Genomic DNA, 26528 nt, shown 5'->3' on the forward strand with positions numbered 1-26528 from the left:
CCCACAGGGTCAGTCATAAGCAAGGGTCAGACCGACACGGCCGGGACCACCCGATCCTTGCGGGATCCGGTACGAAGAGACTGACAGTCGTACGCATCCTCGACGGATCCACTACTCGCTGCGATTCCTTCCGCGTCAAGGTGTTCGGCGAGCTTGAACGACGTGTCCTTCTCAACGCAATCGCCCTCCACAGCCGAGACGGCCACACCGACATCGTCGCCGCCCTGCGCCACTGCCGCAGATCCCTGACAGCCCTCGGTCTCACCGGATGAACCCGGACAGATCCCGATCAAGCAAAGGGACCCCGGTGTGGATCCGGTGAACCACCGGGAGCGGTCGTGCGTTGTGGGCTCACGGAGACCAAGTGACGGGAGGAACACCATGACCTTCCCCGGGTCTCCGCGTCCGGCCGGCGATGAGGTTACGCAGCCCGCCCTGCGCAACGGGGAGATCCGGGTCCTTCCCATCTGCCGTGAAGGGGCGGTGTCCCGTCGGCGGCCGTCCGGGGGTGCGGTCGTTCCACGCCACGGTGATCTTCTGCCCGGCCGGACGCGGAGGCACTGCCACCCCGTCGGGCTTCTGCGTGAACCTGGTCTCACCGGATGAACACGCGTCATGCCTGGGCCCAGGACGGCGCCCGTGGCGCGGATCCGGTGATCCGTTGGGCGCGGTCTTTCGTCGTGGACTCATGAAGACGGAGCGAAGGGAGGGGCGTCATGGTCCTACAGCGCCCACGGGGCGATCCGACCCCTTCCCGTGAGTGCTGTGAAGAGGCGGCCTCTCGTCGGCCGCTGCTCGGGGCTTGGCCGTTTCAGGGCTCAGTGATTTTGATGTGTTGATGCACTGGCTTGCCTGCCGGCCTTGAGGGCAAGAATGAGGACAGTGATTCAAGACTGCACGCCGGAGGAGAGAAATGCAGATCGAACTGGAAGAGTCGTACGGAGGGAAAGTGGCTGTTGCCGAATATCGGGCGATGGTCTTGAGGGAGTTTGACGGGGTCCCCGAAACGCTGAAAAATTTGGGGGACGAAAAAGCGGCGAAAAGTCTTTCGGGGGCCCTGGCGTCCCTCAAATACCTGGATGATGTTCGGCGCTCGGGCCGTAGTTGCGACGACGCTTTCAAGGATCTTGCTTATTTGCAGATGAATGAAAATGAACGGAATATTCAGGAAGTTGTTTTCGAGCATTTGGGTGCGGCTCGAGAAATCTTTAGGGAGCTGGAGCAGGAAGAGGGAGTGGAGTGGTTCCAGCAGGGGGAAGAGCTTCTCCGGATGGCCACTAATGTCATCAACCCGCTCTGCGAGATGGAAGCGGAGATTATTGACCGCTCTCTGTCCGACGCTCCGGACGAACAGGGAAATGGTCGGACCAAGAGAAGGGGTCTTAAGCCCCCCTCCGAGCGCTTTAAAGGCTTCATAGATGATTACCTGGATGTAGGTATGAAGCTAAGCATCGCGCTGAAGAATAATGCGATGGGTAGCAGACTTCTGCGCAAGATCCGTGCCAACCCGGTTGATTACGGCGTGTCCAAGCAGGACGTCGAACGACTTGATGCGCATACGGCGAAAATAACGAAATCCATGAATTTGGTGCCCCGAAATACAGAAGATGTGGCGACGAAGCTGAAGGAATGGGTACTGAGTAGCGAAAGCAATAGTTTTAGCGCTTTCTCGGGACTTCCGAGAAATTCGGCAGTGACGGCATATAGAAGAGCTATTGCGGATCCGGGCAAGTTCGGCCTTACGGAGGACGAGCTCAAAGAACGGCAGGCGATGGTGAGGAACGGACCCATTCCTTCGAAGCCCTCGGCTTCCGAGTTCCTCCCCCCGCCGTTCGGGGACCCCGGTTCCGCTTCGGCGCCAGCCACCGTTAAGCCGAGGGGCTCCGAGAATCAGCAGCGGAGGGGGACGAAGAAGTAGGACGGCCCAGACCTGCCCGGGACCGGCAGCAACGGGATCACCGACAACGGTTCGCCGGGAGGAGGAGCGCCCGTGGTCCCGGCTCGGGGTTCGGGGACTGGCGGCGGTTCCGGAGTCGGCCACAGCGCCGAGGGACCCGTGCCGCCGGAAGCCTCATGTCGGCAGGCCGAGTCGGTCTCGTCTCTGTGAGTCCCCCGCCTCGGGCGGCTCAGTCGGTTCGGTCGGTTCACTGTGAGACGAAGGCATCCTGCCTGTTCCATGACCCAGAACCTGTCGTCGGATTCTTCCCCGGTCAGGGGGCCTGTCGGCCGGGGCGGTTGCCACGTGTGTGGCGTGAGCGCGACGCGTTCGTGTACTCCGTGTTCTCCGCCGTCGATGCGGCGGCGGAGGAGGAGATCCTCGGCAGGCTGGTCACGCCCGTCGTCCTCTCGGAGAACCTGCCCGGTCCCGAGGAGCTGCTGAACCAGGATCCCGATGTGCTCCAACTCGCCGTGTTCGGGCTTTCGGTGGCGGTGCACAGGCTGCTGACCGACCGGGGTGTGCAGGTCTCCGCCCTGATGGGGCACAGCATGGGTGAACTCGCCGCTCTCGCCTGTGCCGGGGCCTTCACAATGACTGACGGTGCCCGTCTGCTGTGCCATCGCATGGCCGCGCTGCGGTAGGCACGACGGCGGGGGCGGTTGATGCCGGCGCTGTCCTGCGGTGAGGAGCGGGCGCACCGCATCCTCGGCCTGATGGACCATCAGAGCCTGGTCGTGGTGGTGCGGAACACCCCGGGGCGGACGGTGGTCTCGGGACCTTCGGCGAGTGTCCGCACGGCGGCGAAGGTGGCCAGGGCGGTGGAACTGCGGCCCCCGCGTCCCTTCCACAACCCGCTGCTCACCCTGGCCCGGTACGCCTTCGCCCGCGCCGCCCGCGAGTACGAGGTGTATCCGCTGTGCGCTCCCGTCCACTCGCCCGTCCCGCAGCGCTGGCACCGGGACGGCGACGACCTGGCCAACGTGCTGGCCCTGCACCTGCCGGCCACACCGCTGGCCTTCGACACGGCGCCGGCGCGGCTGTACGGGCAGGGCGTCCGGGGCTTCGCCGAGCTGGGCGCCGACGTCACACTCGGCGGACTCCTACGCGACACGCACCCGGAGTGTGCCGTGCTCCAGCCCCTGGCGGCACGCGACGAGTACCGCGCCCGGGTGGACGCGGTGACTTACCTGACCGGCGAGCGGTTCGGCGAGGCACCGGTCGTACGACAGGCCGCCGCGCCGGAAGCGCCGTCGCCGGCGTCGACGTGGCCGGCGGTGGAAGCGCAGCCCGAGCGGCCGCGCGCCCTGGAACCGTCCGGGACGCCGGCTGGCAGCCCGCCGCCCGGTGACCGCGAGGGTGTGTTCGGCCGTATCTGCGCGAGCTGCGGGACGTACGTGTACCTCCGGACCGGCTGGTCCTCGGTCCTCCCGCCGCGCCCTGACACGTGGCAGACAGCGGCTTCCGCGACGGGCTGTGGCAGGTCCGACTGCGATTCTCGGATCACACCGGTGCCGAGGCGGCCGACATGACGCTGGTGTTCGGTGAGCGGGCGGCCCGGGTCGACCCCGACCGTGAACCGCCGCCCGCTCACCGCTCGGACGACACCGGCCTGATGGCATGTCTGCCCCTGCGCACCCCGCCGGACCCGTGGTCGCGGTCGTCCCATCCCGTGGTCGACATCGCCCCCGGCGCGCTGGAGGCCATCGTCCGGACGCTGCTCACGTGGACCTGAGCGGATCGTGCCGCCCTGCTCCGGCTGGGCAGGCTTGTGCCAGCCCCCGGAGCCCAGGGCATGGACACCGTGCACACCACGCCGGATCACCGCACCTGGGTCGCTACCACGGCGGAAATGTCGGTTCTGCACGCTGTTGGCGTCACGTTCGACTGAACCCGGATCCACCGGCTGAATGCGCCGGGCAGGTGAATTCTGGGCGGACCGTACCGGCGGCGGTGTGCTCATTCCCGCCGCTCTCAGAACAAGCTCGCTCCGGCGGCGGCTCAAAGCCCGCCGCCGGGGCGAGCTCGATCAGGAAGCCGGTACCGGCGCGTGCCCGGATCCCGCGAACGTGATGATGTCCCGGGCGGCCCGTTCCCCCGAGCTCACGGAGGTGTTGGTGGTCGCGGCGGAGAAGTAGTCGCCGGCGAAACGCACCCGGCTCGTCGGCGGCAGGCTGCCGAGGAAGCGCCGGAGTGCCTGGCTGCTTCCCGGGTACCTGGTGGGCGCGCACGGATACCAGCGCCGTACACACGTCATCTCCACCTGCTCGGCGAACCCCTTCAGGATGCCGACCCCGCTGATCTCGGCCAGGGCGGATTCGACGACGGAATCGTCGTCCTGATCCCAGTGCTCGGCGCACCACTGGTCCCGCCAGGAGAAGGTCATGAGACCCTTCCCCGCAGGTGCCCGTCCCGGTGCCCGGTTGTGGTCGTTGATCCAGACGAAGAGGTCCTGGTGCTCCGCTCTCGGGACGTTGACCCAGATCGCCTTCTCGGGAGTGGGCTTGGCGAGGCCGAACATGATCTGGATGCTTCGGACGATCTTCAGCGAGGTGAAGTAGTCGCGCCCTTCGGGATGGACCTGGGGAAACAGTCTCAGGGCTTCCGGGCCGGGTGTGGCGAGGACGCAGTAACCCGCGCGCTCGGTGACCTGGGATCCGTCGGGTTCGCTCCAGGTCACCTCGACGTCGCCGTCCCCCGCCTCGATGTTCCCGACCCTGCGGCCGAGTCGTACGTCGAGGTTCCTCGCCAGCCCGAGCGGCAGGAACGACATACCGGCCGGGGAGTTGAAGTACGAACCGCCGAGCAGATAGTGCTGGAGCGTGAAGAGGGACAGGGCGATGTTGAACCGGTCGGCGTCGACCAGGTTCATGGCCCTGCCCAGTGGGCCGACCACGTATTCCAGCAGCTCCTCGTTGAGGTGCCGTCGGCTGTAGGCCTCGGCGGACTCGTCCCAGGGCGTGGTGTCCGAGAGGTCGTCCCAGCGGAGCGTGTGTCGCGCCTTGTACAGGTCCCGGAGCAGCCGGGTCGCCTTCAGCTTCGAAGCCGGACTCAGCAGCCTCGACCGCAACAGCCCCATACCCGGATGCTTCCCGGCGTCGATTCCGTGGACGCGTCCGTCGCGGAGGACGCCGATGACGCCCGGAGTCGGGACGACCTGGTCGGTGAGACCCGCGTCGGCTATCAGCCGCACCATCTGCCGGTACGACGAGTTGAGCACCGACGCGCCCGTGTCGAGCAGATAGTCGCCGACCCGTTCCGTCCACATGCGCCCGCCCACGCGGTCGCTCGCCTCCAGTACGACCACCTCCGCTCCCGCCTGGCGGAGTCGGAAAGCCGCGGTCAGTCCGGCGACGCCCGCGCCGATCACGATGACGCGTTCGCCTGTCAGTCGGTCCATGAGATCTCCGCTGTCCTGGGTCCTTGGTGGGGATTCGTGGTGGGGATCAAGAGGCCAGGGAACCTTGTTCGGCAGCCGCCGGGTCGCGATAACGGACGGTGGCGGCGCACCAGGCATTCTGACCGCTCATCAGATACTGGATCCGCTCCGTGAAGCGCGCCGTCCTGGCCCGATCCGCCGCGGTCAGCCGGCTGCGATCGGCCAGACGTGTCAACGCGGCCTGGTACTCCGCGAACTGCTCTATCTCGTCGCTCATCATCGCCAGCACGGCGGCTTCGGAGTCCTCCAGGGTTCCGCCCCGCTGCCGCCTCAGGACGAGCACCATGTTGTGCTGCTCTCCCGACCGCAGCTCCTTCTGGAGGGAGTGCAGATCGTTCGTCCAGCACATCACCCTGCCGGACGCCTCCAGCAGGGCCCGGTACTCGGGGGATCGGCTTACGACGTCCGGCAGTTCCGTGCCCTCGGCCACCTCGGCGAGATCGACCAGGACGCGCCAGGCGAACGTCTCCATACGCAGCCGTAGATACTTCGCCGTGCTCGGTATCTCACCCCGGGCGCGCATTTCCACCTCTTCGGCGACACCGTACGCGAACGTCACGAGGTCGAAAGTGAGGCGCCGCAGGAGAGCGGGAGCCATGATCGAGGCCGCCTGTTCCCGCACACCGGCCAGGGAACTCAGCCATACGTCGGTCCCGGGGGCGGTGTCGCCGAGAAGTACCCGGGCCACCTTGTAAGCCTCCGACCTGGCCGCCGACGCGTCGCCGCCGAGCCGGTCCGTGTCGAAGCGATCGTCGTAGAGGAACCCCCACACGACGACCTTCCCGATCAGTTCCAGTTCTCTGAAGTCCGCGGTGGGGTACGCCAGGGCGACGAGCTCGTGATACCCGTGCTCCATGGCACGAGAATCCAGTCGGAACTCGGCGAGCCACCGGGAGAGCGACTCGCCGAGTTCCGCCATCCTTGGATTCACTCGGGTGGGAAACGGAATGACGGGGAGCGGGGGGATGCCGGTCCCGTAGCCGCTGGTGAGCTGTGTCACTGGTTCCATGTGCTTCCTCCAGGCCGACCGCACGATGGTGCGGACCTCCTTGATCCCGACCGGACCCGCCGGAACCCTCACGCTGTGCGCCACAACGCGCTCGCCCCCTCAACGGTTCAAGGCCACCGGCGGGAGTCTCCGACGCAGCGGTCGGCCCGGCGGGCGTCAGGAGGGTGACGGGGCCGGGCGCATTCGTCTCGCCCGGGACCCGCAGCCGCGTGACGGTCAGTCCGCCACCGGTCATGGCAGCGAGCAGTTGCGCGGCCGAGGTGTCACCGTGACGGGGGCCGCGAGCGCTCTCGCCGTCCACTGCGAAGGTGGCGGACCGGCCGGGCCGGGTCGGTGCCGAGCGGGTCGGCCGGCCCGCCGGGACCGGTGCGGTCGACGACCCGGCGGACGGTCGAGGTGTCGGCCGGCGAACACGTCGGCGGTGCGGGCACCGAGCCGGGCAAGGGCCTCCTGCGGCGCGTTCCCGGCCCGCCGGCCGATCGCGGCGAACGAACGCACCCCGCTGCGCACGGCCGAGCACGGCGTCCGCCGGGCGGACCATCGCGATCGGCACGTGCATGACGCACCGGGTGCCGGGGCCGGCGAAGCGCTGAGCGCGACGAACGACTCGGCTCTGGTCGGCTGGCTAGCGGGCCAGCCCGGTCGTCTTCGACGAGACCCCACCTGACGCCGAGGAACTGCCGGCCCAGGATCCCGATCTCTTCCAACTCGCCGTGTTCGGGCTCACCGGAGGAGTTCTGGCACCTTCTCGACGAGGGAGCCGAACTGTTCGTCGAACCGCCGCCGGACCGGTGGTCGGCCGACGACTTCCATGACCCCGATCCGCGCGCCCCGGACGAGGGCTGTCAGCGCAGGAGCGGCCATCTGACCGGGTTCACCCCGCACCCTCGGCTGAGCGCCGAGACCGGTGTCCGCGATCCGTCGCTCGACCTCACCACCCTCTGGCTGCGGCACAGCCTGCACCAGGCGCTGGAGCCGGTGACCCGGACCGCCGCGGACGGCTTCAGCTTCAGCGTCGGCTGCACCGCCGACGGCAGCCAGCATCTGGAAGGGGCCCTGGTGCTCGGCGCGGTCCGCGACGCGCTGCGCGAGACGGCGGAGGAGGACGCAGGTGATGACGGCGCGGGCGCGGCGGAGACCGGCCGCGCCGAGGAGGCCCTGGCCGGCCTGTTCCGGCGCGGCGCGCGTGGGGTCCAGGCGTTCACCCCGTACCGGACCGCCGCCGACGCCATGCGCGGGATCCTCCCCGACGACTCCGTGCTGCACGTCCTGGACACGGCCTGTTCGTCGTCGCGGTACGCCCTCGACCTCGGGGTGCGGGATCTGCTCGCCGGGCGGGCCGACATCGCCGTGTGCGGCGGCGCCTTCGAGCTCACCCCGTCCAACCCGGTGCTCTTCTCCACACTCGGCGTACTGTCCGCGCGGTGCGGTGGCCTCGCTCGACCGGAGCGCCGACGGCGTGCTGTTCTCCGGCGGCGCGGCCCTGGTCGTACTGAAGCGGCTGTCGCGGGCCCTGGCCGACGGCGACACCGTGTACGGCACCATCGCCGGCATCGGCCTCTCGGCGGGCGGGAAGGGCAAGGCCATCAACGCCCCGTCGAGCGAGGGACAGGCGACGGCCGTACGCAGGGCCCTGGCGAAGGCCGGCGCCGGTCCGGACGAGGTGGGCTGTGTCATCGCGCACGCGACCGGGACCCGGGCCGGGGACGCGGCGGAGTTCCGCGGCCTCGCGCAGGCGTACGCCGAGGCATCCGGGCCACTGCCCGTGACGTCGAACAAGTCCTTGGTCGGGCACACCGGTTGGCCCGCCGGGGTGGTCTCCGTGATCCATCTGCTGCTGGCCCTGCGGCATGAGCGCATCCCCGCGCAGTACCGTTTCACCGCCGCACCCGACGCCTTCGCCCCGGACGCGACACCGCTGACGGTGCCCGGCAGGCCGGTCCCGTGGCCGGCCGACCCGGACGGGCCCGCACGGCTGGGAGCCGTCTCGGCCTTCGGATTCGGCGGCACCAACGCCCATGTCCTCGTCCGCGAGCACCGACGCCACTCGACCGCTCCCGGTGGCCCCACCACCGCGGCGGAGCACGACGACGTGGTCGTCGTCGGATGGTCCGCGCACCTTCCGGGGACGCGGGACATGGACGACGTACGGGCCTGGGCCGCGGGGCGGAGCACCCCACCGCTCTCCTTCGGCGACTCCTACCCACCGCCCGCGCCCTCGGAGTTCCGGCGTCTGGCGCAGGCCCGGGGGATCCACCGCACACTGAGCGGCCTGCGGGAGCGCCTGGGCGCGAGATACGCGGCAAAGTGGCGATCGGGTGGTCTTGAACATCTGACGGGTCCTCGACCCTGGCGCCATCGACTCCCAGCCCGCAAGGGAGGCGGGCCGATCCGGCTTCAAGATCATCCCGTTGCCCCTTCGGCATGCGCCGTTGGGGGGGGGTGCCCCGGCGGGGCCGGGGGCCGGCCGGGGCACCATGCCGGACGGGAGCGTGGCGTCAGCCCAGAGCGGGCAGGATGTCGGCCACCGTCTCCGCTCGGATGACGTCGACCGCGCGCACCCGGAGACCGAATTCCTCACGTATTCGGCTGATCAGCCGGGCCGTGGTGATGGAGTTCACGCCGGCGTCGGCCAGTGAGTCGTCCAGCCCCAGGTCCTGTCCCACGAGGTCGCGGACCATCGTCAGCAGCACGGCGGCGGGTGAATGGTCCTTCTCCTCGTCGTCCCGCCCGTTCCGCAGCAGTTCGGCCAGGGCGGCCCGGTCGATCTTGCCGTTGTCGTTGGTCGGCAGGTCGTCGAGGAAGAGGGCGGCCCGGGGGACGGCGGGGCCGGGCAGGTGGGCCGCGGCGTGGGCCAGCAGGGCCTGCTCGGAGCGGGGTGCGCCGACGGAGGTGGTGAGCGCCGCACCGACCTGGCGGACGCCTCCGCTGGTGGTGAAGGGGAAGGCCGCCGCGCTCACCACGCCGGGGAAGGACAGGAGCGCCGCCTCGATCTCGGCGGGTTCCAGACGGACGCCGTCGATCTTGAACTGGTCGTCGAGACGACCGTGGAACTCGAGCACTCCGTCGGGCCTCATCAGGACGCGGTCGCCGGTCCGGTAGGTCCGGTCCTTGCCGTCGGCGGTGGGGACGAAGCCCCCGAGATCGCTGCCCGCGTAGCCGAGGGCGACCCCTGCGCCGGTGACCCGCAGTTCGCCGAGCGTCCCCCGGGGCACCACCTCGCCCGCCCCGTCCGTCACCGTCACCGTTCGTCCGCTCAGCGGCAGACCGATGGGGATGGTCAGTGGGTCCTCGTGGGCCCCGACGACGTGGGCGGTGGTGAGGACTCCGGCCTCGGTCGGGCCGTACACGTTGAGCACCCCGGCCGGGAAGTCCCGGGCGGGGGCGGCCCTCAGACGGTCGCCGCCGACCAGGAGCCACCGCAGCGCCAGGTGCGCGGGTCGGGCCGCTCCCATCACCAGTTCACCGAGGGGGGTGGGCAGGAACATGGAGTCGATCCGCTGGTCGGCGCACCATTCGAGGAGGCCCTCGGCGGAGCCGAGAGCCCCCTCGGAAGGCACGACCAGTGTGGCTCCGGTGCCGAGGGCGAGCCAGAGGTCGAGGAGGTGCGCGTCGAAGCCGGGGCTCGCCGCCATGGCGACCCGGTCCTCGTGCGTGGTGGCCAGCCGGGTCGCCAGCCAGCTGATGAGGGTGGTCAGCGATTCCTGGCTGCCGAGCACGACCTTGGGACGGCCGGTCGACCCGGAGGTGGCGATGGCGTACGGCGCCGACCCGGCGGTTCCGGCCGTCCCGGCGGCGCGGCCGGTCTCGTCCAGGGCCACCTTCGTGTCGGCGACAACGTGCCGGGCGACGCAGTCGCCACGGACGTCCGGGTGGTCGGCGAAGGCGATGAGATGGCGTGCCGCGGCGGTGTCGACGATGCTCTCGCGGCGATGTTCCGGGGGGTTCTCACCGAGGGGCAGGTAGGTCGCGCCCACCTTTGCGAGGGCGAGTGCGGTGACGACGAGGGTGACCGAGCGCGGCAGGAGCACCCCGACGACGTCGCCGGGGGCCAGGTGCTCGCGCAGTCGGGCCGCCAGTTCCGAAGACAGGCTGTCGACGGTGGCGTAGTCCCAGAGTGCCTCCGGTGTGAGCACGGCGGGTGCGTGCGGGCGGACGCGCGCCCAGTGGGAGAACCAGTCGAGTACGGTCCCGCCCGGTGCCGGAGGCCGCGGGGTGGCGGGCGCGGGAAGGTGGCTGAGGAGCATGGGAGTCTCTTCCGTCGTCAATTACAGCTGGGCGAGCGGGGCGCCGGGATGACGCAGGTACGAGGCGAGGAGCGCGAGGTGGTCCTTCGCGAACGTCCCGACGTCGTCGTGGTCGAAGAAGGCGAGCTGGTAGTCCCACATGATCAGCATTCCTGGTGCGTGATCGCGGTGGGTGAGGCTCCGGCGATGGTCGGGCATGAGGACGGCGTCCAGCGCGAACCGTGACGTACCGTTCGGCATGCCCTCGACGAGATCGACGCGGAGTTCGCCCAGGTCGAGTGCGGGGAGTGAGGCGTCGTGTGCGCTGAACATCAGGCTGAACAGCGGGTTGTCCAGTCCGGAGGCGGATCTGCGGCCGAGGTCGCGGGTGAGTCGCTGGATCGGTGCCTGATGGTGCGCGAGGCTGTCCATGAGCTGCTCGGTCAGGTCGTCGAGCAGGTCCCGCGCGGGCCCGGGATGCCGCAGGTCGAGCCGGAGCGGCAGGGTGTTGACGAACATGCCGACGCAGTCGGTGAACCCCTCCGGGCGGTTGCCGACCGCGGTGCCGACCGTGAAGTCCGGCCTGCCGGTCCACCGTCTGACGGTCTCTCCGAACAAGGCGAGCAGCACGGTGAACGGGGTGTGGCCGTCCCGCTTCGCCCGCTCGCGCAGCGCGGCGGCCAGGTCGGCGGGTACCGAGGTGCGCAGTTGCCCGCCGGCGATGCCTTCCGATGCGGAGGGTGCGCCGAGGGGACCGGTGAAGTCGGCTCCGTCGAGCACCGAGCGGAAGTGGCCGAGCGCCCTGGCATAGGCGTCCTCGTCGGTGTGGGAGGGATGCCCGAGGTAGTCCACGTAGGAGCGGGAGGAGAGGGGCCTCGGCGGGTTCCCGCGCACGAGGTCGGCGTAGGCGCAGAAGAGGTCGCGCAGGGTGAGCGCGAAGGACATCCCGTCGTGCACCAGATGGTGCTCTGTCTGCAGCAGCCGGTGCCGCCCGGTGCCGAGCACGACGAGGAGCCATCGGATCAGGGGCCCCCGGGTCAGTTCGAAGGGCCTGTTGTGCAGTGCGTCCCGGAGGTTCTCCAGCGCGGCCTCCGGTTCCGGCTCCCCGCTGAGGTCGACGACCTCGACGTCGGGGTCCTCCGGCGCGCCGACCCGCTGCCGGGGCGGAAAACTCCCGGGGACGAGGTGCAGACGGAGACCGTCGTGCCCGGCGATCACGTGTCGCATGGCGGAGCACAGTGCCTCGTGGTCGAGGGGGCCGTACAGGTCGAGCGCGGCGGTGAAGGTGTAGGCACGGCTGTCGGGGAACAGGTCCTCGTGCAGCCACACGATCTGCTGCGAGGGGGTCAGTGGGTGGTCGGTGCTCGAGGTTGACGAGAGGGTCACCGTTTTCTCCTCCTACTCGCTGGCGAGCACGAGGCGGCTGAGTGCCGCGGCCGCCCCGGGGTCGCACGGATGGTCCAGTCGGTGCGCCAGGCCGGCCAGCCTGGTGTCCGCCGCCGTGCAGTACACGTCCGCTGCGAGTTGGTCCCGCTCGGTGCCGGACTTCGCCGCCCGGCCGAGGACGAGGGCGGCGGTGAGGAGTTCGCAGGAGAACCGGCCGGCGGCGATGGTGAAATCCTGCCGCTTCTCCAGGTCGGCGCGCCGGGGGTGGGCGGCCACCAGGGTGCGGCAGCGTTCGGCGAACCACGCGGAGCGTGCGCCGACATCCGCCCAGTGCCGCTCGTTGGACGGGGACAGGCCCCGCGGGGTGGCCGCTTCGGGCGGGAGCGCGGGGGTGGCGGGGGCGGGGTCCTCGTACCAGGGGCCGAACACATTGCTCACGGCGTAGAAGTGATCGACGAAGAAGTCCACGCCTCCGGAGACGCGCAGCATGCGCGCGTCCCGCCAGACCCGTTCCAGCCCGTGGCCCGGCCGGCCGCGCGAGGCGAGGCCCTCGTCCGTCTCCAGTCCCCGCGCGGCCAGCAGCGACAGGGTGCGCTCGACGACACGCCAGCAGGTGACGGAGGTGATGTTCTTGGCCGCCATCTGTTCGCGGCGCACCCGCGCCGGATCGCCCGGGGTGAGCAGGCACCAGCGGGCGACGGCCTCCTGCGCCATCATGTCCGCGGCGTTGCGGGCCACGATGTACTGGATCTCGGCGTAGGCGGCGAGGTCGAGTCCGTCGACATGGCGGCCGCGCAGGAAGTCGCGTGCGATGTCCTGGCACAGCGCGGTCAGCGCGGCGGCGGGTGCCGCGATGGCGTACATCCGGGCACGGACGCTGACGTCGTTGAGCTGGTTCTGCAGCCGCCATTCCTGTTCGGTGCTCAGGGCCGGGTCGACCACGAAGCGGAGGGCGCGGGGCACCCGCACTCCGGTGAGGGACAGCGGGGCGTTGGGCACGCCCCGCAGGCCCACGAAGGAGTGCGGCTCGCCGACGGTGATGCCCGGCAGGTCGGTGGGCACGAAGAAGAGGCCGACGCGCCCGTGGTCCTCGCCGCCCACGATGGTCGCGGAGACCCGCAGCAGTCCCGCTACGGGAGCGTTCTGGATGTAGACCTTCTGGCCGTCCAGGACGTAGTGCGTGCCCTGTTCGTCCAGCCGCGCGGTCGTGGCGCGCCTCCTGTTCGCCGCGCCGGTGGGTTCGGTGTCGGCGTCGCCGGAGATCACCTGTGCCGCGTCCGCCGCGGCGATGGTGTCCTTGAGCGGCCCGTCCGGCAGGAGGGGGAGGTAGGCGGAGGAACCGAAGCCCGTGTGCACGGCGATCGACACGGCGGGTGGGACGCTGTGCCGGGCGAGGGCGCTGATGACGCGGTAGGCATTGTACGGGGACAAACCGCGTCCGCCGCGGCTCTCGGGTGTGGTGAGCGCGTAGAGTCCTGCGTCCCGCAGGGGTTTGACCCAGTCGGGGGGCAGGGAACGCGTCCGCTCGACCTCCGCTACGTCTACCAGGCCGCGCAGCACCTCCGCGGCGTCGTGGACGGCGGCGGTGCCCCTCGCGGCGTCCTCCTCGTCCTGTTCGGGGAAGTCCGCGAGCAGGGGCCAGGCCGGCCTGCCGCGGTTCAGTTCCTCCAGCAGACTGCTCGCGTGGTGCACGTCGGTCATCGGTTCCGTTCCTCTTGGTAGTCGTGCACTGCTTCGGTCACCAGGGCGTCGACGGCCGCGCGGTAGGCCTCGGCGTCGTCGCGGAAGGGGAAGTGGCCGCCGGGCACCTGCCGGTGGGCGAAGCGGGCGGTGTGGGCAGCCCACTGGCGGGCGTGCTCCTCGGGCACGTAGTCGTCCCGGCCGCGCAGGGCGGTGACGGGCACCGGCCACGGTGCGTCCGGGACGGGGGAGGGGGCCCGTGTCTCCAGGACGGTGAGATCGGCGCGGAACGCCCGCAACGACAGACGCAGTACCTCCGGGTCGGCGAGGATCTCCGCCGGGAGCGGGCTGTGCTGCCGGCCGAGCAGGGCCGCCAGCTCCCGGTCGGGCAGATGCCGGGCGGTCTCCTTGAGATGGGGCAGGTGGGGAGCGGGGGAGCCGGAGGCGATGAGGCGGAGGGGAGCGGGTGCGCCCCGGTCGAGGAGCCGGCCGGTCACCTCGTGGGCGGTCAGTGCCCCCAGGCTGTGCCCGAGGAACACGTACGGCGCGGTGAAGTCGTTCCCGTCCGCCACGGCGGCGGCCAGGGTCTTCATGTCGAGGAGTTCCGGCTCGTCCAGCCGCACCCCCCGGCCCGGGAGCTGGAGCACGCGGACGGCGAAGCGCGTGCGCAGCGAGTGGAACAGACGGATGTACTCACCGGCGGAGCTGCCGCTGTGGGGGAAGCAGTACAGGGTGCACGGGTGGTCCTCGCCCGTGCGTCCGGTGAACCAGGGAATTCGGGTGTCGTCACTCATCTCGTGCCTCTTCCGGCTCGGTCGCGGCGGGCACCTCGTCCACCGAGCGCAGTTTGCGCACCGGGGACAGGGCGATCGGCAGGGCGGACAGCACACTGCCCAGGGCTGCGAGCAGCAGCGTCGGGCGCAGGCCGAGAGTCTCCCCGAGCAGGCCGCCGACGAGTGTGCCGGCGGGGATCGTGCCCCACACGAGGAAGCGGATGGAAGCGTTCATCCTGCCCTGCATCGCCAGGGGGGTGACGCGTTGGCGCAGGCTGACCTGGCTGATGTTGTACACCGCCACGGCGAATCCGGAGATCGCCAGGCTCAGCACCAGCAGGGGTACGGCGTCGGACGGTGTGGCCGTCGGGAGGAGCAGCAGCGCCGCTCCCGGCACGACGGCGGCGAGCAGCAGTGACGTCCCGAAGCCCAGCCGGCGTACCAGCCCCGGGGTCAGGACCGATCCCGTCACCATCGCCAGGCTCGCCGAGCCGACCACCAGGCCGAAGGTGCTGGGGGACAGTCCGAGCTCGCGCACGGCGAACAGCACCAGAACGGCCTGGATCATGCCGAACAGGTCGAAGAAGTTGGCGATCGCGGTGCACAGCACGATGGGCCGCAGCAGCGGATGGTTCCACACGTGGCGCAGCCCCTCCAGGCCGGCGCTCCACGTCGACCGGCCGTCCAGGGCGGTGGGCTCCGGCTCGGCACCGGGCAGTCGCCGCACCAGGACCGCCGAGACCAGGAACGACACGCAGTCGGCGAGCAGGGCGAGGGGAGCGCTCAGCACCTGCACCAGCAGCCCGGCCAGGGACGGTCCGGCGAACTGTGAGGCGCTCGCCGAGGCCGTGAGGGTGGAGTTGCCCTCGGTGAGCTGCGAGACCGGCAGCAGCTCGGGCAGGACGGACTGGTGGGCGACGTCGCCGAGCACCGTCAGTGCCCCGAGGGCGAAGGCGAGGAGGAGCAGGACGACCAGGTGGGGGCGGAGCCACATGAGGAGCGGGACCAGGCCGAGGACGACCGCCCGCGCCACGTCGGTGAACACCATGACGTCACGCCGGCGGTAGCGGTCGACCCAGACGCCGGCGGGCAGTCCGATCAGCACGAACGGCAGGTACTGCACCGACATCAGCAGACCCAGCTCGAAGGCTCCGGCGTGGAGCACCAGGACCGCCGTGAGCGGAAGGGCGATGACACTGACCTGGGAACCCACCGTGGTGATGGTGTAGGCCGACCACAGCAGCCGGAAGTCCTTGTTCCGCCTGAGGGGCAGCACGACGGACGGAGCGGTCATACGGACGCCCTCGTCGTCTCGCGCAGCCGCGCGGCGAGCGCGCCGACGGTGCGCGTGCCGAAGAGGGTGCGCACGGTCAGCTCCGCTCGGGGGCCCAGTGCCTCGGTGAGCAGGGCGACCGCCCGGGTCGCGATGAGTGAATCGCCCCCCAGTTCGAAGAAGTCGTCCTCGGCCGTGAGGCCGCCGATGCCCAGCACGCGCGAGAATGCCTCCGCGACGACCGCCTCGACGTCGTCCCGGCGTTTTCCGGGAGCCTTCGGGGCGGGTTCGGCACGGTGCGGAACCACGGGTGCCGAGGGTCCGAAGTCCCTGCCCTCGAAGGGGTAGCCGGGAAGCGGCACGCGGCGCCGGGGCGAGGAGTGCCAGGCGCTCCAGTCCACCTCGATGCCGGTGCTCCACAGGGCGGCGACGGCCTCGGCGAAATGCAGGTGGGATGGCTTGTCGTCCACGGGATGCGGGAGGCTCGTGCGCACGGTGCGCCCGTCGTAGTCGGGGTGCTGCCGGACGAGCGCGCTCGCGGTGTGGCCGGGACCGACCTCCAGTACCAGGGTGTCGGGCGAGGCCAGGAGCGTGCCCACGGCGTCGGCGAAGCGGACGGTGCCGCGGGCGTGTGCCACCCAGTAGTGCGGGTCCGTAGCCTGCGCCGCGGACAGGTCGGACCCCGTGCGGTCGGAGATCCAACGGGTGGCCGGCGGACGCGGGCTCAGGTGTGCGACGGCGGCGGCGAGTTCCCCGGCCACGGTTTCGATCTGGCGGGAGTGGGCGGGGGCGGCCACGCGCAGGGTCCTGACGCCGACCCCGGCCCCGGTCAGCGCGGCCGCGGCCGCCTCGACGTGGGGGGCCGGGCCGGAGAGCACGCGGTTGCGCGGGGAGTTGACCACCGCGAGGTCCAGTTCGCGGAGGGTCGCGGCGGGGACGGTCGCGGCGATCTCCTCGTCGTCGGCGGCCACGGCGAGCATGGTGCCGGCGGGCAGGGAGGCGAGCAGGCGTGCCCGGTCCGCCACGTACCCCATGCCGTCCGCGAGGGACAGGTTGCCCGCCACGCAGGCGGCGGTGACGGCGCCGAGGCTGTGTCCGAGGACGATGTCTGGTTCCACGCCCAGCGACCGCCACAGGGAGGCGGTGGCCCACTCGACCGCGAAGAGGCCGATCTGGCTGGCGACCATGTCCGAGGACAGCCCGGGCGAATTGATCATCCGCCGCAGATCGGCGTCCGGGAGACGGCGGCGGAGTGCCGCGGCGCACTCGTCGAGCGCGGCCGCGTAGGCGGGCCGGCTGCGGTCCAGGTCCGCACCCATCCCGGGGTGCTGGCATCCCTGACCGGGGAAGACGAACGCCACCGAGGACGCGGTCGGCGACACGGAGGCGGCCTGCCGGGAAAGGGCGGCCGAGGCCGCCTCGGCGGTCAGGGCAGCGACCGCACGGCGGTGGGGGAAGCGGGCACGGCCCGTCTGCAGCGTGAAGGCGATATCGGCGAGCCGCCCGCCGGTGTCCTGGCGCAGGTGCTCGGCCATCCGGGAGGCGGCGGTGCGCACGGCGCTGTCGGTGGCCGCCGAGAGGACGAGCACCTCGGGTTCCGGGGAGGTGGAACCGGGCCGTTCCTCGGCGATGTGCTGCTCGACGATGACGTGCGCGTTGGTGCCGCCGAGTCCCAGCGAGTTGACCGCGGCGCGCCGGGGTCCGTGGCCGGCGGGCCACGGCACGGCCTCGGCGTTGACGACGAACGGCACGGCGGTGAGGTCGAGTTCGGGGTTCGGGTCGGTGAAGTGGGCCGTGGGCGGGATCATTCCCTCCCGCACCGCCAGGATCGCGGTGATCAGTCCCGCCACGCCCGCTGCGGCGTCGGTGTGGCCGATCACGCTCTTCACCGAGCCGAGCACGCAGGGCGCCTCGCGGGGCGCGTCACCGGCGTACACGCGGTTGAGTGCGGCGACCTCGATGGGGTCGCCCAGGGGTGTCGCGGTACCGTGCGCCTGGACGTAGCCGATGTCCTGCGGCCGCAGCCCCGAGGCGCCGAACGCGGCCCGTATCGTCCGCTCCTGTCCCTGCACGCTCGGTGCCGTGAAGCCGATCTTGTCACCGCCGTCGTTGCCGATGGCGGAGCCCGTGATGACCGCGTGCACGGGGTCCCCGGCGGCGAGCGCGTCATCGAGCATCCGCAGGACGACGAACCCGGCGCCGTTGCCGGGCACCGTCCCCTCGGCCTTCGCGTCGAACGGGCGGCACTGCCCGGAGGGGGCGACCAGGCCGGCCTCGTCCTGGCCGCTCAGCTCGGGGTCGATCCGTACGGTGGCGCCGCCCGCCAGGGCGAAGTCGCAGTCCCCGGCGAGCAGGCCCTGGATCGCGGTGTGGACGGCGACGAGCGAGGTCGAGCAGGCCGTCTGGACGGTGACGGCGGGGCCCGTCAGCCGCAGCCGGTGGCTGATGCGGCTGGTCGCGAAGTCGACGGCGGAGCCCAGCCTGATCACGTAGTCGCTGCCCAGCTCGTGCCGTGCGGGGGCGCTGTCGCGATGGGCGATCAGTTTCTCCGGATAGTCGGTCTGGCCCGTGCCCGCGTAGACACCGACCCGGCCCGGCACCGAGCGGGGGTCGTGGCCGGCGTTCTCCAGCGCGTGCCAGGCGCACTCCAGCAGGATGCGGTGCTGGGGGTCGAGGGTGGTCGCCTCGGCGGGTGAGTAGCCGAAGAACGCGGCGTCGAAGCGGGCGGGGGAGTCGAGCATGCCGAAGGCCCCGCGCCCATCTCGGGTGATGGTGTCGGTTCCGTCCAGCAGGTTGCGCCACAGCTCGTCCACATTCGCGGCGCCGGGGAAGCGTCCCGCCAGCCCGACGACGGCGACGGCGTCCGGTCCGGGTCCGGTCATCGCTTGCCTCCCGAGGCGCGGCGGGCACGCAGCCGGCTGGGTGCCGCGGGCCGCGAGGCGGAGGGGCCGGCGGCGGCCTCGCCCTCGTGCAGGAAGCGGGCGAGCGCCCGCGGCGTGGTGTGGGTGAAGAGGGCGACGCTCGGGACCTCGCGTCCCAGGACGGCGCTGAGTCGGCGCCTGACCCCGGCGAGCATCAGCGAGTGGGCGCCGAGGTCGAACACGTTGTCGTCCACGCCCACGGCACCGTCCAGCTCGGCCGACCACAGCCCCGCGATGTGGCCGGCGAGCCTCTCCACGGTCATGAGCGCCCTCGGGTCCGCAGAGGCGGCCGGAGCGACGGCGGGCGTCGGCGATACCTCCCGGGGCCGGGGGAGTAACGTTCCGTCGACCTTGCCGTTGGCGGTGACGGGCAGCGCGTCCAGCACCACCACCTCGCCCGGCAGGAGATGGTCTGGCAGCAGCCCTCCCAGCCGCTTGCGCAGCGCCGGGCCGTCCTGGCGCGTGGTCACGACGACGTAGGCCGTCAGCCGGTCCTCCCCGTGGCCGTCGCGGCGCACGAGGGTGTGGGCCGCGGACACGCCGTCCAGCCTCAGCAGCGCCGCGCTGGCCTCGGACGGGTTGACCCGGTGGCCGCGGATGTTGACCTCGCCGTCGATCCTGCCGAGCACGGTGATCACACCGTCGGCGTCGCGGCGCGCCCGGTCCCGGGTCCGGTAGAGCCGCAGTGAGGAATCCGAGGGATGCGGGACGAAGGCCGCGCCGGTGCGCTCGGCGTCGCCGAGGTACCCCTCGGCGAGGCACCAGCCGCCGATGTACAGCTCACCGGTGTCGGGCGCCGTGGCCTCCGAGCCGTCCTCGGTCAGCACGAACGCCTTCACACCGGGCAGGGGACGGCCGACGGGCAGCGCCCCGGCGCGTTCCTCCCGTGTGTACTCCCACACCGCGCAGGTGACCGTCGTCTCCGATGCGCCGTAGGCGTTCACCAGCCGTGCCCCGCTGTGGCCGCGCCACCGGCGGACGGTGTCCCAGTCACCCATGTCGCTGCCGATGACGACGAGCCGCACCGCGTCGGGCACCCGCCGACCGCCGCAGTCCAGTTCCGCCACCCACTCGCGCCAGTAGGGCGTCGGCAGGTTGAGCACGGTGACCCCGTGGTGTGCGAGGAACTCCGTCAACTCCGAGGGCGCGGGCACCGGATGGGGCGCGGCCACGACGGTCGCGCCGGCGGCCAGGGTGGGGAACACCTCCTCGATAACGACGTCGAAAGCCGGGTTCGCGAGCTGCAGCACCCGGTCCCGCGGCTCGATCCCGTAGACCTCGCCCATCGTCCGGGCATGCCGTTCCAGAGAGGAGCCGGACACCTCGACGAGCTTGGGCGCGCCGGTGGAACCGGAGGTCCGCACCAGATAGCCGGCCGGTCCTGCGCCGCCGGGAGCGGGAGCCGTCGCCCCGGGACCGGCATCCGTACCGGAGGCAGGTCCGGGCCCGGAGCCGGAGCCGGAGCCGGAGCCGGAGTCGGAGTCGGGTGGGACCGTGGCGAAGTCCGCGAATTCCGCCGGAACCGGCCCCCCGGTCACCAGGGCGCGCACGCCCGCCCCGGTCAGTGCGGAACGGGTGTGCTCCGCCGGTGCCTCGGGGTCGACGGCGAGAAAGGGCACTCCGGTCGCGGCCGCCGCGAGGAGCGCGGTCACCAGGTCCGCACCGCGGCGGAGACGGATAGCCACCGGGCGGCCCTCGCAGGTGTCCCTGAGGGTGTTCGACAACGCGCCCGCCGCGGCGAGGAGTTCGCCGTAATTCAGGGACCGCCCGCCGTCGACCACGGCGGTGCGCCCGGGATCGGCGCGCGCGTGATCCGTCACGGCATCGAGAAAGGAAAGCCTGGACGACCGGAATTGATCGCCGTATCGGCCGGGAACCACATCGGCGGAAGCAAACATGAGGAAACACACCTCGACTACTTCTTGTTCATGGTGAATGAAGTGATGGATTCGTCTGTTGCGTTCAGGGGGGCCGCTCTCGAGGGCTGAGCCGCAGCACGCCGTGCCCATGACGCTCCTGTCGTCCGTCCCGTCGGGCACAACCCGGCCGTGCGACCGACGACTTCACCCTGATACGCGATTACCCTCACGGCCTCGCGGAGGACTGTTCATGGCTCCGGCTCATCTCGATTACGCGTGTCGGCGGTTATGGCGCACGGAGACGTGGCCGGCGGCTTCCCATCCGCGCAGGTCACCGCCGGTGGTGGGTGGGTCTGCTTCGAGGACGAGGCCGGAGCCTGGCTGAACGGGCCGGTCCGCCGCATCTGAAGGCCGGGCAGCCCCCGGTGCTGCGGCTGCCCGGGAAGCGCAACGACAAGATCAGCAAGCATGTGGAACAGTACGGACAGCGGCAGGGCTGGCTCACGATCATCCAGCTGCCGTCCTACGCACCGGCGTTGAACCCCGGCGAACCGCTCTGGGCACACGCCAAGGAGAAGATCGCGAACCGGGCGTTCCGTTCGATTGACAAGCTCCACCGGGGAGCGAAGACCGCCTTGCGCTGCGTCCAGCGTCATCCCCGAACTCTGCGGACTCGGCGACCGGGTGGTGGATCCCTGGCCGTAGGCCGGTGCGGTGGCCGAACCGCCCCAGTTCGTACGGTGCTTCAGCGGTTCTCCCGCCCGGCCACGTCCGTCCGCGGGGACACCGCCTCCCGCTCCCACCGCGCCGCTGCGGTCTCGTACGCGGACTCTTCCTCCATGAACGCCTCGTCCATCAGTACGTCGTCCACCAGCGCGTCAGCCCCGCCCCACGCACGGGCCGCCCGCTCGGTGATGGCCGCCGTCTCCGCCTTCGCAGCCGCCGAGATCAGGCCCGCGTCGGGCTCCTTGTACCAGGGGCGGAGCCGGATCAGAGCGGGGCGCACCCCGGTGGCCAGGAGGAGCGCCGTGCCCTTGGGGAGGGCGCGGATGCGGTCCGCGGGGAGTACGGGGTCCAGACGGTAGGAGTACGAGCGGGACGTGCCGTCCTTGCTCTTCGAGATCGACGGGGTGCGCACGTCCTGGTTGCCGACCAGCTTGGAGATCTTCTCCACGAAGTCCGCGTCGTCCAGGCCCGCGCCGAGCAGTTTGACCGTGGCCGCGCTCCACAGCGCGTCCATCCCGGCCTCGCCCCACACCCGGCTGCCCTGCTTGTAACTCTGCAGCAGCGTCACGACGTTGATTCCGCGCGAGCCGAAGTGCGAGTACAGGTCGGGGAGATCGGAGATGCGGCAGACGTTGGCGGCCTCGTCGAGGACCGCGGTCATCGGCGGGTCGAGCCGGCCGCCCATCCGCTCGGCGGCGACCACACCCGCGCGCATCGTCGCGTCGGCGAGACCCGCGATCACACCGGCCGCAGAGCCACCGCCGTCCTTGGACAGGAGGTAGAGGGTGTCCCGGCCGAGGACGTGTCCGTGCGGATCGAACTCCGGGAGGAACGGGTCGGGCGTCACCCAGGCCAGGATCTCCGGGTCGAGCAGACAGGCCACGCACTGCCGGGCCGTCTCGTAGATGCCGTCCCGGGTCTCCACGGCGCCCCGGACCGTGCCCTGCAACTGCTCGGCCATGGCGTGCATGCCGACGTCGCGGAGCAGGTCGATCGGGGCCCGGTCGGCGGGGTCGGCCAGCCAGGTCAGCAGGTCCGGCACCGAGGCACCGCTGCGGGCCGCCGCCAGGAACAGCGCGGTGAGGGTGTTCTGCGCCGCCGAGATCCAGAAGTCCTTCTTCGACTGGTCGTCGTTGACCGAGGCCACGAAGTGCCCGGCCAGCCGGCGGGCGCCTTCGGTGGTGTGGCAGTCGGCCAGCAGGTTCCACCACATCTCGCGCGGGGTGTGGGCGATGCCCTGGGGGTCGAACGTCCACACCGTGCCGGTCTTCGCCCGCTCGGCGCGGGTCACGGCGTACACGTCCGACTTGTTGGAGGTCAGCAGCACCGCGCCCTGGGCGCGCAGCACGCGCGGGATGGCGATGCCGGTGGACTTGCCCGCGCGGGGGGCCATCAGGTCGAGTTCCACGTCCTCGTAGGAGGAGCGCAGTTCGGGGCCGTTCGGGTCGAGGTCGCCGAGGAGGTTGCCCGTCTCGTCGGGGTGCAGGTGTTCCCGGCCCTTGAGCGAGGGGCGCAGTTCCCGGGCGCGCTCCGTGATGCCTTCGGGGCACATGCCGGCCAGCTCGCGCCGCCCGGCCAGGCCCTTGGGCCGGGAGATCCACGCCATCACCCGGCGCGCGACCAGGACCCCGCCGGCGGTCAGCGCGGCGGTGAACAGCACGATGCCGGTGATCACGGCGGCCGGGGACGCGCCCGGCCACAGATTGCGTGGGCCCTCGGTGAGCAGGACGCCGAACGTCGACAGCGCGAACGCCGGCGGATGCCAGCCCGCCCCGCCGGCCAGGGCCCCCAGGGTGCCGCCGATCCAGACGACGGTGAACGCCACCGCGCACAGTCCCGACCCCACCACGATCAGCCAGGGGGCCAGCTCTCCGCCCGCCATCCGGCCCTTGGCCGCGTTCTGGCTCATCTGTTCCCCTTCCCGCCCGGTGTCCGCGGGCCGACGCCGGACACGGCTCTCGGATCCTCGGTGGCCCACCGCTTGTTCGTGTCGTGCAGGTGTCGTTCGGTGTCGGTGATGGACACCTGGATCGGGATGCCGGGACGGCCGCCGACCTTGATCAGGAAACGGCCGCGGCCCGGGGGCTCCCCGCGGTTGCCGTGCTTCGCCCAGCCCGGGGGCGAGGACCAGGAGGAGACCAGGTCGATCTCCCGGCGGGACAGGCCCACCACCCGGCCCAGCTCCTCCATCTCCTGGCGGGGCAGGCCCGCGCAGACCACCATGCCGGCGCGCTCCACGAAGCCGCGGGCCTTGGCCCGGTCGGCGTCGGTGCCCAGCGCCTCGGCGTCCTTGAGGGTGTGGGTGATCTTGGCGTCGCCCAGGCCCAGCGAGCGGTTGAGCCGGGTCAGGGCGTCGATCCGGTCCACGATGCCGGACGCCGCGCGCAGCGGCCGCCACAGCTCGTCGAGCACGGTGAAGAACCAGCGCCGGGGGGTGAGTCCGGCGTCCGCCAGCGCGTGCGAGGCGGCCACCGTACCGAGTCCGTCCGACCAGGCCGCCAGCATCGCCGCCGCGGTGAGCTGGGTGTCCGCCTCGCCGATGCGGGAGATGTCCACGCACACCGCGGGGGCGTGCAGGTCGATGCGGGTGGAGGTCTCGGAGGCGAAGGTGTTCCCGAGCGGTCCGTCCAGGATGCCCAGCAGCGAGCGGTGCAGTGGGTCCACGGCGGTCCGGTAGCGGGTGTCGTCCCCGCGGTCCAGGGTCACCGCCCGTACCCGTTCGGGCCCCTCGTGGAGCACCCGGAGGAGATCGGGCAACAGGGGGGCGCGGCCCGGCGCGGTGCGCTCGCGCAGATGGTGCAGGGCCGCCGACAGCACGGACTGCTCGTGGTCGTCCATGGGGCGGTTGCGCACGATGGTGACGAGCGCGGCGACCACGTTGAGGACCCGGCCGTGCGCCTCGGCGGCCAGTGCCCGGCCGGCCTCGCCGCCGATCCGGGCGGCGGCCGCCCCCATCGCCCCGGGGTCCAGGACGTTGATGCCGCCCACGCCGCGCCCGATGGAGATGATCTGGCCGCCCAGGGCGCGCACGGTGTCGGCGTAGTCGGGCTTGAGGTCGCCCAGCACCAGCGGCACCACACCGGTGGCGGCCAGCCCGATGAGCATCCGGTTGATCAGCGTGGACTTGCCGAGGCCCGGCATGCCGAGCATGAACAGCGACGGGTTGGAGATGTAGTGGGCGCGGGTGAACCAGGACAGCGGGTCCCCGCAGACCGTGGCGCCGGTGAACAGGTGCTGGCCCAGCGGCACACCGGACATGGGCGCGCCCGAGCCCGCCGCGAACGGCCACAGCCCGCACGCCTGTACGGTGGTGGCCCGCCACATCGTCGGCGGATCCAGATTGCCGACCCGGCCGCCGCCGGGGCCGTCCCAGCCGCGTGGGCCGGTGGGCGGGATGCGGGGCGGCCCGGCGGCCTTTCGAGGGTCTTTCCCCGGACGTTTCCCGGACCCTTTCCCGGTCGGCTTCCGGTCCGGGTCCTCGTCCCGGTACCTGGATCCGTCCGGGGCGGGACCGGGCCCCGGCTGCCCGTCTGCGTCCGGCATCGGGAAGCCGTCGGCGCCCGGTGGTGTCGGGGGCGTGGTCCTGGTTCTCATGGCGTCCTCCTCACAGCGCTTCCTTCAACTCACGTGGCACCAGCGTGTGCTCCCACGGCAGCAGTCCGACCGGCAGCGTGCAGCTGAACGCCGCCGCCTGCATCCGGTCGGCCGGGCGCATCAGCAGCCGGGCTCCGGCCAGCAGATTGCGCACCGTCACATTCGCGTCGTCCAGTTCGGACTCGGAGTCCACCGTCACCGTGACCATCAGGGAGAACTCGACCAGTCCGGCGCCCGTGGCCTCCTCCACCGCCGTCTGCTCCGCGGCCCGTACCTCCGTCGCGGCCCGCGCCTGCACCAGGCCGCGCCGGGAGCCGGCCATGAACTGAGCCGCCCGCCGGTCCGCCTCGACGATGCGTGCAGAGGTCGCCGGGTCGATGGGCCGGTACAGCAGCGCCACCCGCTTGCGGCGGATGCTGGGCGCGTCCTGGAGCAGGCCGCGGAGCACGCCGGAGCGCACGGTGCCCCGGGGCGCGAGGGTGAGCAGCCAGGTCCGGGACACCCCCGAGTCGTGGTGGTACGAGTCGACCTTCTCCAGGGCGGCCGAGGGGCCCGCATCCTCCCAGTCGAGGCCGGTGCCGCCGTATCCGGCCCTGGCCTCCAGGACGTCTCCGGCGGCGGCCGGGTCGTAGGCCACCCGGACGACCTCGGCGATCCGCTCGGCCGACAGCGGGACGGCGGGTCCGGCCCCCGCCCTCATCAGCCCCTGGAGCAGGCCGGGAATGCGGGTGGCCAGGTCCGCGATGATGTCCTCGGTCCTGCGCTTCTGCGTGGAGTGCATCGCGTAGGTCAGCGAGATGTAGGTGTTCATCTCCGACGACGCGCTCGGATAGCGCTCCACCACCTCCCGCATCACGGCCCGGGCCGCCGCGGGGGCGTCCGGCCGGATGCGGGGCAGCACCTCGGCGGCCAGCCGGGTGCCGGTGTCCGGCGCGGTCTCCACCACCACGGCGGCGCCCCGCAGCCCCGGTTCGCTGGACAGCCGGGACAGCCAGTGCCCCCAGGACGCCACCCAGGTGTCCACCTGGTCGGGGTCGACCAGGGAGCCGCCGTCGGGTTCGCAGCCGAGCACGATGGTGTACAGGTTGCGGGTGCGGTGGCGCAGCACGCCGAACGGCTGGTCGTAGGCGTCCCTGCCCTCCAGCACCGTGACCTGGCTGAGCAGACCGGGCGGGCGGAACCGGCCGCCGGGCCGCCGGGACAGCGGTCCGGCGACATAGGTGGTCGCTCCCTTGGCCTTGCGGTTGAACCAGCCGATGCGCACTGCGACGAGCTGGTACACGTTCCGCCCGTCCTGGGTGCGAAGGGTCAGCGGCAGCAGGAACAGCGTCAGCGGTACGAGGACGACCAGCGCGGCGATCAGGGAGATCAGCGAGACGACCAGGGTGAGGACGAGGCCGCCGAACACCGCGACGGTGCCGACGAAACCGAGCGGCCCCAGCCCGGGCCGCCTGGGCCTGCGCCAGTTCCCGTAGGTGGGCTCGACGCGAGCGGCTTCGGCAGACATGAGGTGTTACCTGTTTCCTTTCCGGATGGACGGTGGGTTTCGAGGGCCGGTCCGGTGGGTTCCGGCGAGTTCCGGACGGGGCCGGTGCCGGCCGGCCCCAGGGGAGACGGAGTCCGGTCGGAGGGGGCCCGGTGGTGGTGCCGGGTACGTAGGTGGGCGGGGAGAGGAAGACCGCCGGGGCCTCGAAGTGCCAGCGCAC

18 protein-coding genes and 2 pseudogenes are annotated in these 26528 nt (G+C 71.5%); 7 read left to right on the forward strand and 13 right to left on the reverse strand.

The window, feature by feature from the left end; translation table 11 throughout:
- Nucleotides 1-913: 913 nt before the first annotated feature.
- The 4 genes from ABZ887_RS48905 to ABZ887_RS48920 all read left to right on the forward strand — a co-directional run bounded on the left by ABZ887_RS48905 (nt 914) and on the right by ABZ887_RS48920 (nt 3671).
- Nucleotides 914-1918, forward strand: a complete 1005-nt coding sequence (locus tag ABZ887_RS48905) for a hypothetical protein (RefSeq protein ID WP_361305813.1) — start codon at nt 914-916, stop codon at nt 1916-1918.
- A gap of 326 nt (nt 1919-2244) precedes the next feature.
- Nucleotides 2245-2580: an acyltransferase domain-containing protein gene (locus ABZ887_RS48910; RefSeq protein WP_361305815.1), complete on the forward strand. Its 336-nt coding sequence runs from the start codon at nt 2245-2247 to the stop codon at nt 2578-2580.
- Between the two features lie 21 nt (nt 2581-2601).
- Nucleotides 2602-3468 (forward strand): hypothetical protein, encoded by an 867-nt coding sequence (locus ABZ887_RS48915; protein ID WP_361305817.1) that lies wholly within the window; start codon nt 2602-2604, stop codon nt 3466-3468.
- Nucleotides 3465-3671: a hypothetical protein gene (locus ABZ887_RS48920; protein ID WP_361305819.1), complete on the forward strand. Its 207-nt coding sequence runs from the start codon at nt 3465-3467 to the stop codon at nt 3669-3671. Before ABZ887_RS48915 ends, ABZ887_RS48920 begins: the two co-directional genes overlap by 4 nt.
- A 294-nt stretch (nt 3672-3965) precedes the next feature.
- Here ABZ887_RS48920 and ABZ887_RS48925 read toward each other — a convergent pair whose 3' ends face one another.
- The 3 genes from ABZ887_RS48925 to ABZ887_RS48935 all read right to left on the reverse strand — a co-directional run bounded on the left by ABZ887_RS48925 (nt 3966) and on the right by ABZ887_RS48935 (nt 7650).
- On the reverse strand, nt 3966-5453 hold the full coding sequence (locus ABZ887_RS48925) for an FAD-dependent oxidoreductase (protein WP_361305821.1): 1488 nt from the start codon (nt 5451-5453) through the stop codon (nt 3966-3968).
- Complete coding sequence (locus ABZ887_RS48930) at nt 5383-6231, reverse strand: hypothetical protein (protein ID WP_361305823.1); 849 nt, start codon at nt 6229-6231, stop codon at nt 5383-5385. Before ABZ887_RS48930 ends, ABZ887_RS48925 begins: the two co-directional genes overlap by 71 nt.
- Before the next feature lie 876 nt (nt 6232-7107).
- Nucleotides 7108-7650: a hypothetical protein gene (locus tag ABZ887_RS48935; RefSeq protein ID WP_361305847.1), complete on the reverse strand. Its 543-nt coding sequence runs from the start codon at nt 7648-7650 to the stop codon at nt 7108-7110.
- Here ABZ887_RS48935 and ABZ887_RS48940 point away from each other — a divergent pair.
- A pseudogene (locus tag ABZ887_RS48940) lies at nt 7615-7821 on the forward strand (beta-ketoacyl synthase N-terminal-like domain-containing protein); the annotation flags it as partial. The gene ABZ887_RS48935 and the pseudogene ABZ887_RS48940 overlap by 36 nt on opposite strands.
- A gap of 94 nt (nt 7822-7915) precedes the next feature.
- Nucleotides 7916-8929, forward strand: coding sequence for a hypothetical protein (locus ABZ887_RS48945; RefSeq protein ID WP_361305825.1), 1014 nt, complete (start codon nt 7916-7918; stop codon nt 8927-8929).
- On the opposite strand, the gene ABZ887_RS48950 is transcribed toward ABZ887_RS48945, so the two are convergent.
- Genes ABZ887_RS48950 through ABZ887_RS48980 form a run of 7 tightly spaced genes read right to left on the reverse strand, consistent with a single transcriptional unit; the run spans nt 8883 to nt 20463 of the window.
- Nucleotides 8883-10631: a non-ribosomal peptide synthetase gene (locus tag ABZ887_RS48950; protein ID WP_361305827.1), complete on the reverse strand. Its 1749-nt coding sequence runs from the start codon at nt 10629-10631 to the stop codon at nt 8883-8885. The genes ABZ887_RS48945 and ABZ887_RS48950 overlap by 47 nt on opposite strands.
- Before the next feature lie 21 nt (nt 10632-10652).
- The gene (locus tag ABZ887_RS48955) at nt 10653-11996 is read right to left on the reverse strand and encodes a condensation domain-containing protein (RefSeq protein WP_361305829.1); all 1344 of its coding nucleotides are present in this window, start codon (nt 11994-11996) and stop codon (nt 10653-10655) included.
- A gap of 12 nt (nt 11997-12008) precedes the next feature.
- Nucleotides 12009-13697, reverse strand: a complete 1689-nt coding sequence (locus ABZ887_RS48960; RefSeq protein WP_361305831.1) for an acyl-CoA dehydrogenase family protein — start codon at nt 13695-13697, stop codon at nt 12009-12011.
- Complete coding sequence (locus tag ABZ887_RS48965) at nt 13694-14470, reverse strand: alpha/beta fold hydrolase (protein ID WP_361305833.1); 777 nt, start codon at nt 14468-14470, stop codon at nt 13694-13696. Before ABZ887_RS48965 ends, ABZ887_RS48960 begins: the two co-directional genes overlap by 4 nt.
- On the reverse strand, nt 14463-15743 hold the full coding sequence (locus tag ABZ887_RS48970; RefSeq protein ID WP_361305835.1) for an MFS transporter: 1281 nt from the start codon (nt 15741-15743) through the stop codon (nt 14463-14465). The genes ABZ887_RS48965 and ABZ887_RS48970 overlap by 8 nt, the downstream gene beginning before the upstream one ends.
- Complete coding sequence (locus tag ABZ887_RS48975; RefSeq protein ID WP_361305837.1) at nt 15740-18604, reverse strand: beta-ketoacyl synthase N-terminal-like domain-containing protein; 2865 nt, start codon at nt 18602-18604, stop codon at nt 15740-15742. Before ABZ887_RS48975 ends, ABZ887_RS48970 begins: the two co-directional genes overlap by 4 nt.
- A complete protein-coding gene (locus ABZ887_RS48980) occupies nt 18601-20463 on the reverse strand; it encodes an AMP-binding protein (RefSeq protein WP_361305839.1) in 1863 nt (620 codons plus the stop codon). Before ABZ887_RS48980 ends, ABZ887_RS48975 begins: the two co-directional genes overlap by 4 nt.
- A 464-nt stretch (nt 20464-20927) precedes the next feature.
- Here ABZ887_RS48980 and ABZ887_RS48985 point away from each other — a divergent pair.
- Nucleotides 20928-21104 (forward strand): annotated as a pseudogene (locus tag ABZ887_RS48985) (transposase); the annotation flags it as partial.
- Between the two features lie 143 nt (nt 21105-21247).
- Here the strand turns inward: ABZ887_RS48985 and ABZ887_RS48990 are convergent.
- The 3 genes from ABZ887_RS48990 to ABZ887_RS49000 are packed head-to-tail and all read right to left on the reverse strand — an operon-like array spanning nt 21248 to nt 26329.
- Nucleotides 21248-23137, reverse strand: coding sequence for a TraM recognition domain-containing protein (locus ABZ887_RS48990; protein WP_361305841.1), 1890 nt, complete (start codon nt 23135-23137; stop codon nt 21248-21250).
- Nucleotides 23134-24822: an ATP/GTP-binding protein gene (locus tag ABZ887_RS48995; protein WP_361305843.1), complete on the reverse strand. Its 1689-nt coding sequence runs from the start codon at nt 24820-24822 to the stop codon at nt 23134-23136. The genes ABZ887_RS48990 and ABZ887_RS48995 overlap by 4 nt, the downstream gene beginning before the upstream one ends.
- Before the next feature lie 10 nt (nt 24823-24832).
- A complete protein-coding gene (locus tag ABZ887_RS49000) occupies nt 24833-26329 on the reverse strand; it encodes an SCO6880 family protein (RefSeq protein WP_361305845.1) in 1497 nt (498 codons plus the stop codon).
- Nucleotides 26330-26528: the final 199 nt, after the last annotated feature.

This window comes from Streptomyces sp. NPDC047061 (assembly GCF_040643955.1).
Classification (GTDB): domain Bacteria; phylum Actinomycetota; class Actinomycetes; order Streptomycetales; family Streptomycetaceae; genus Streptomyces.

Excerpts from the sequence above, each read along its gene's own strand:
- ABZ887_RS48905 (WP_361305813.1), top strand. The coding sequence starts at position 914 with ATGCAGATCGAACTGGAAGAGTCGTACGGAGGGAAAGTGGCTGTTGCC.
- ABZ887_RS48915 (WP_361305817.1), top strand. The coding sequence starts at position 2,602 with ATGCCGGCGCTGTCCTGCGGTGAGGAGCGGGCGCACCGCATCCTCGGC.
- ABZ887_RS48920 (WP_361305819.1), top strand. The coding sequence starts at position 3,465 with ATGACGCTGGTGTTCGGTGAGCGGGCGGCCCGGGTCGACCCCGACCGT.
- ABZ887_RS48925 (WP_361305821.1), bottom strand. The coding sequence starts at position 5,453 with ATGCCTGGTGCGCCGCCACCGTCCGTTATCGCGACCCGGCGGCTGCCG.
- ABZ887_RS48930 (WP_361305823.1), bottom strand. The coding sequence starts at position 6,231 with ATGGAGCACGGGTATCACGAGCTCGTCGCCCTGGCGTACCCCACCGCG.
- ABZ887_RS48950 (WP_361305827.1), bottom strand. The coding sequence starts at position 10,631 with ATGCTCCTCAGCCACCTTCCCGCGCCCGCCACCCCGCGGCCTCCGGCA.
- ABZ887_RS48960 (WP_361305831.1), bottom strand. The coding sequence starts at position 13,697 with ATGACCGACGTGCACCACGCGAGCAGTCTGCTGGAGGAACTGAACCGC.
- ABZ887_RS48965 (WP_361305833.1), bottom strand. The coding sequence starts at position 14,470 with ATGAGTGACGACACCCGAATTCCCTGGTTCACCGGACGCACGGGCGAG.
- ABZ887_RS48970 (WP_361305835.1), bottom strand. The coding sequence starts at position 15,743 with ATGACCGCTCCGTCCGTCGTGCTGCCCCTCAGGCGGAACAAGGACTTC.
- ABZ887_RS48975 (WP_361305837.1), bottom strand. The coding sequence starts at position 18,604 with ATGACCGGACCCGGACCGGACGCCGTCGCCGTCGTCGGGCTGGCGGGA.
- ABZ887_RS48990 (WP_361305841.1), bottom strand. The coding sequence starts at position 23,137 with ATGAGCCAGAACGCGGCCAAGGGCCGGATGGCGGGCGGAGAGCTGGCC.
- ABZ887_RS48995 (WP_361305843.1), bottom strand. The coding sequence starts at position 24,822 with ATGAGAACCAGGACCACGCCCCCGACACCACCGGGCGCCGACGGCTTC.
- ABZ887_RS49000 (WP_361305845.1), bottom strand. The coding sequence starts at position 26,329 with ATGTCTGCCGAAGCCGCTCGCGTCGAGCCCACCTACGGGAACTGGCGC.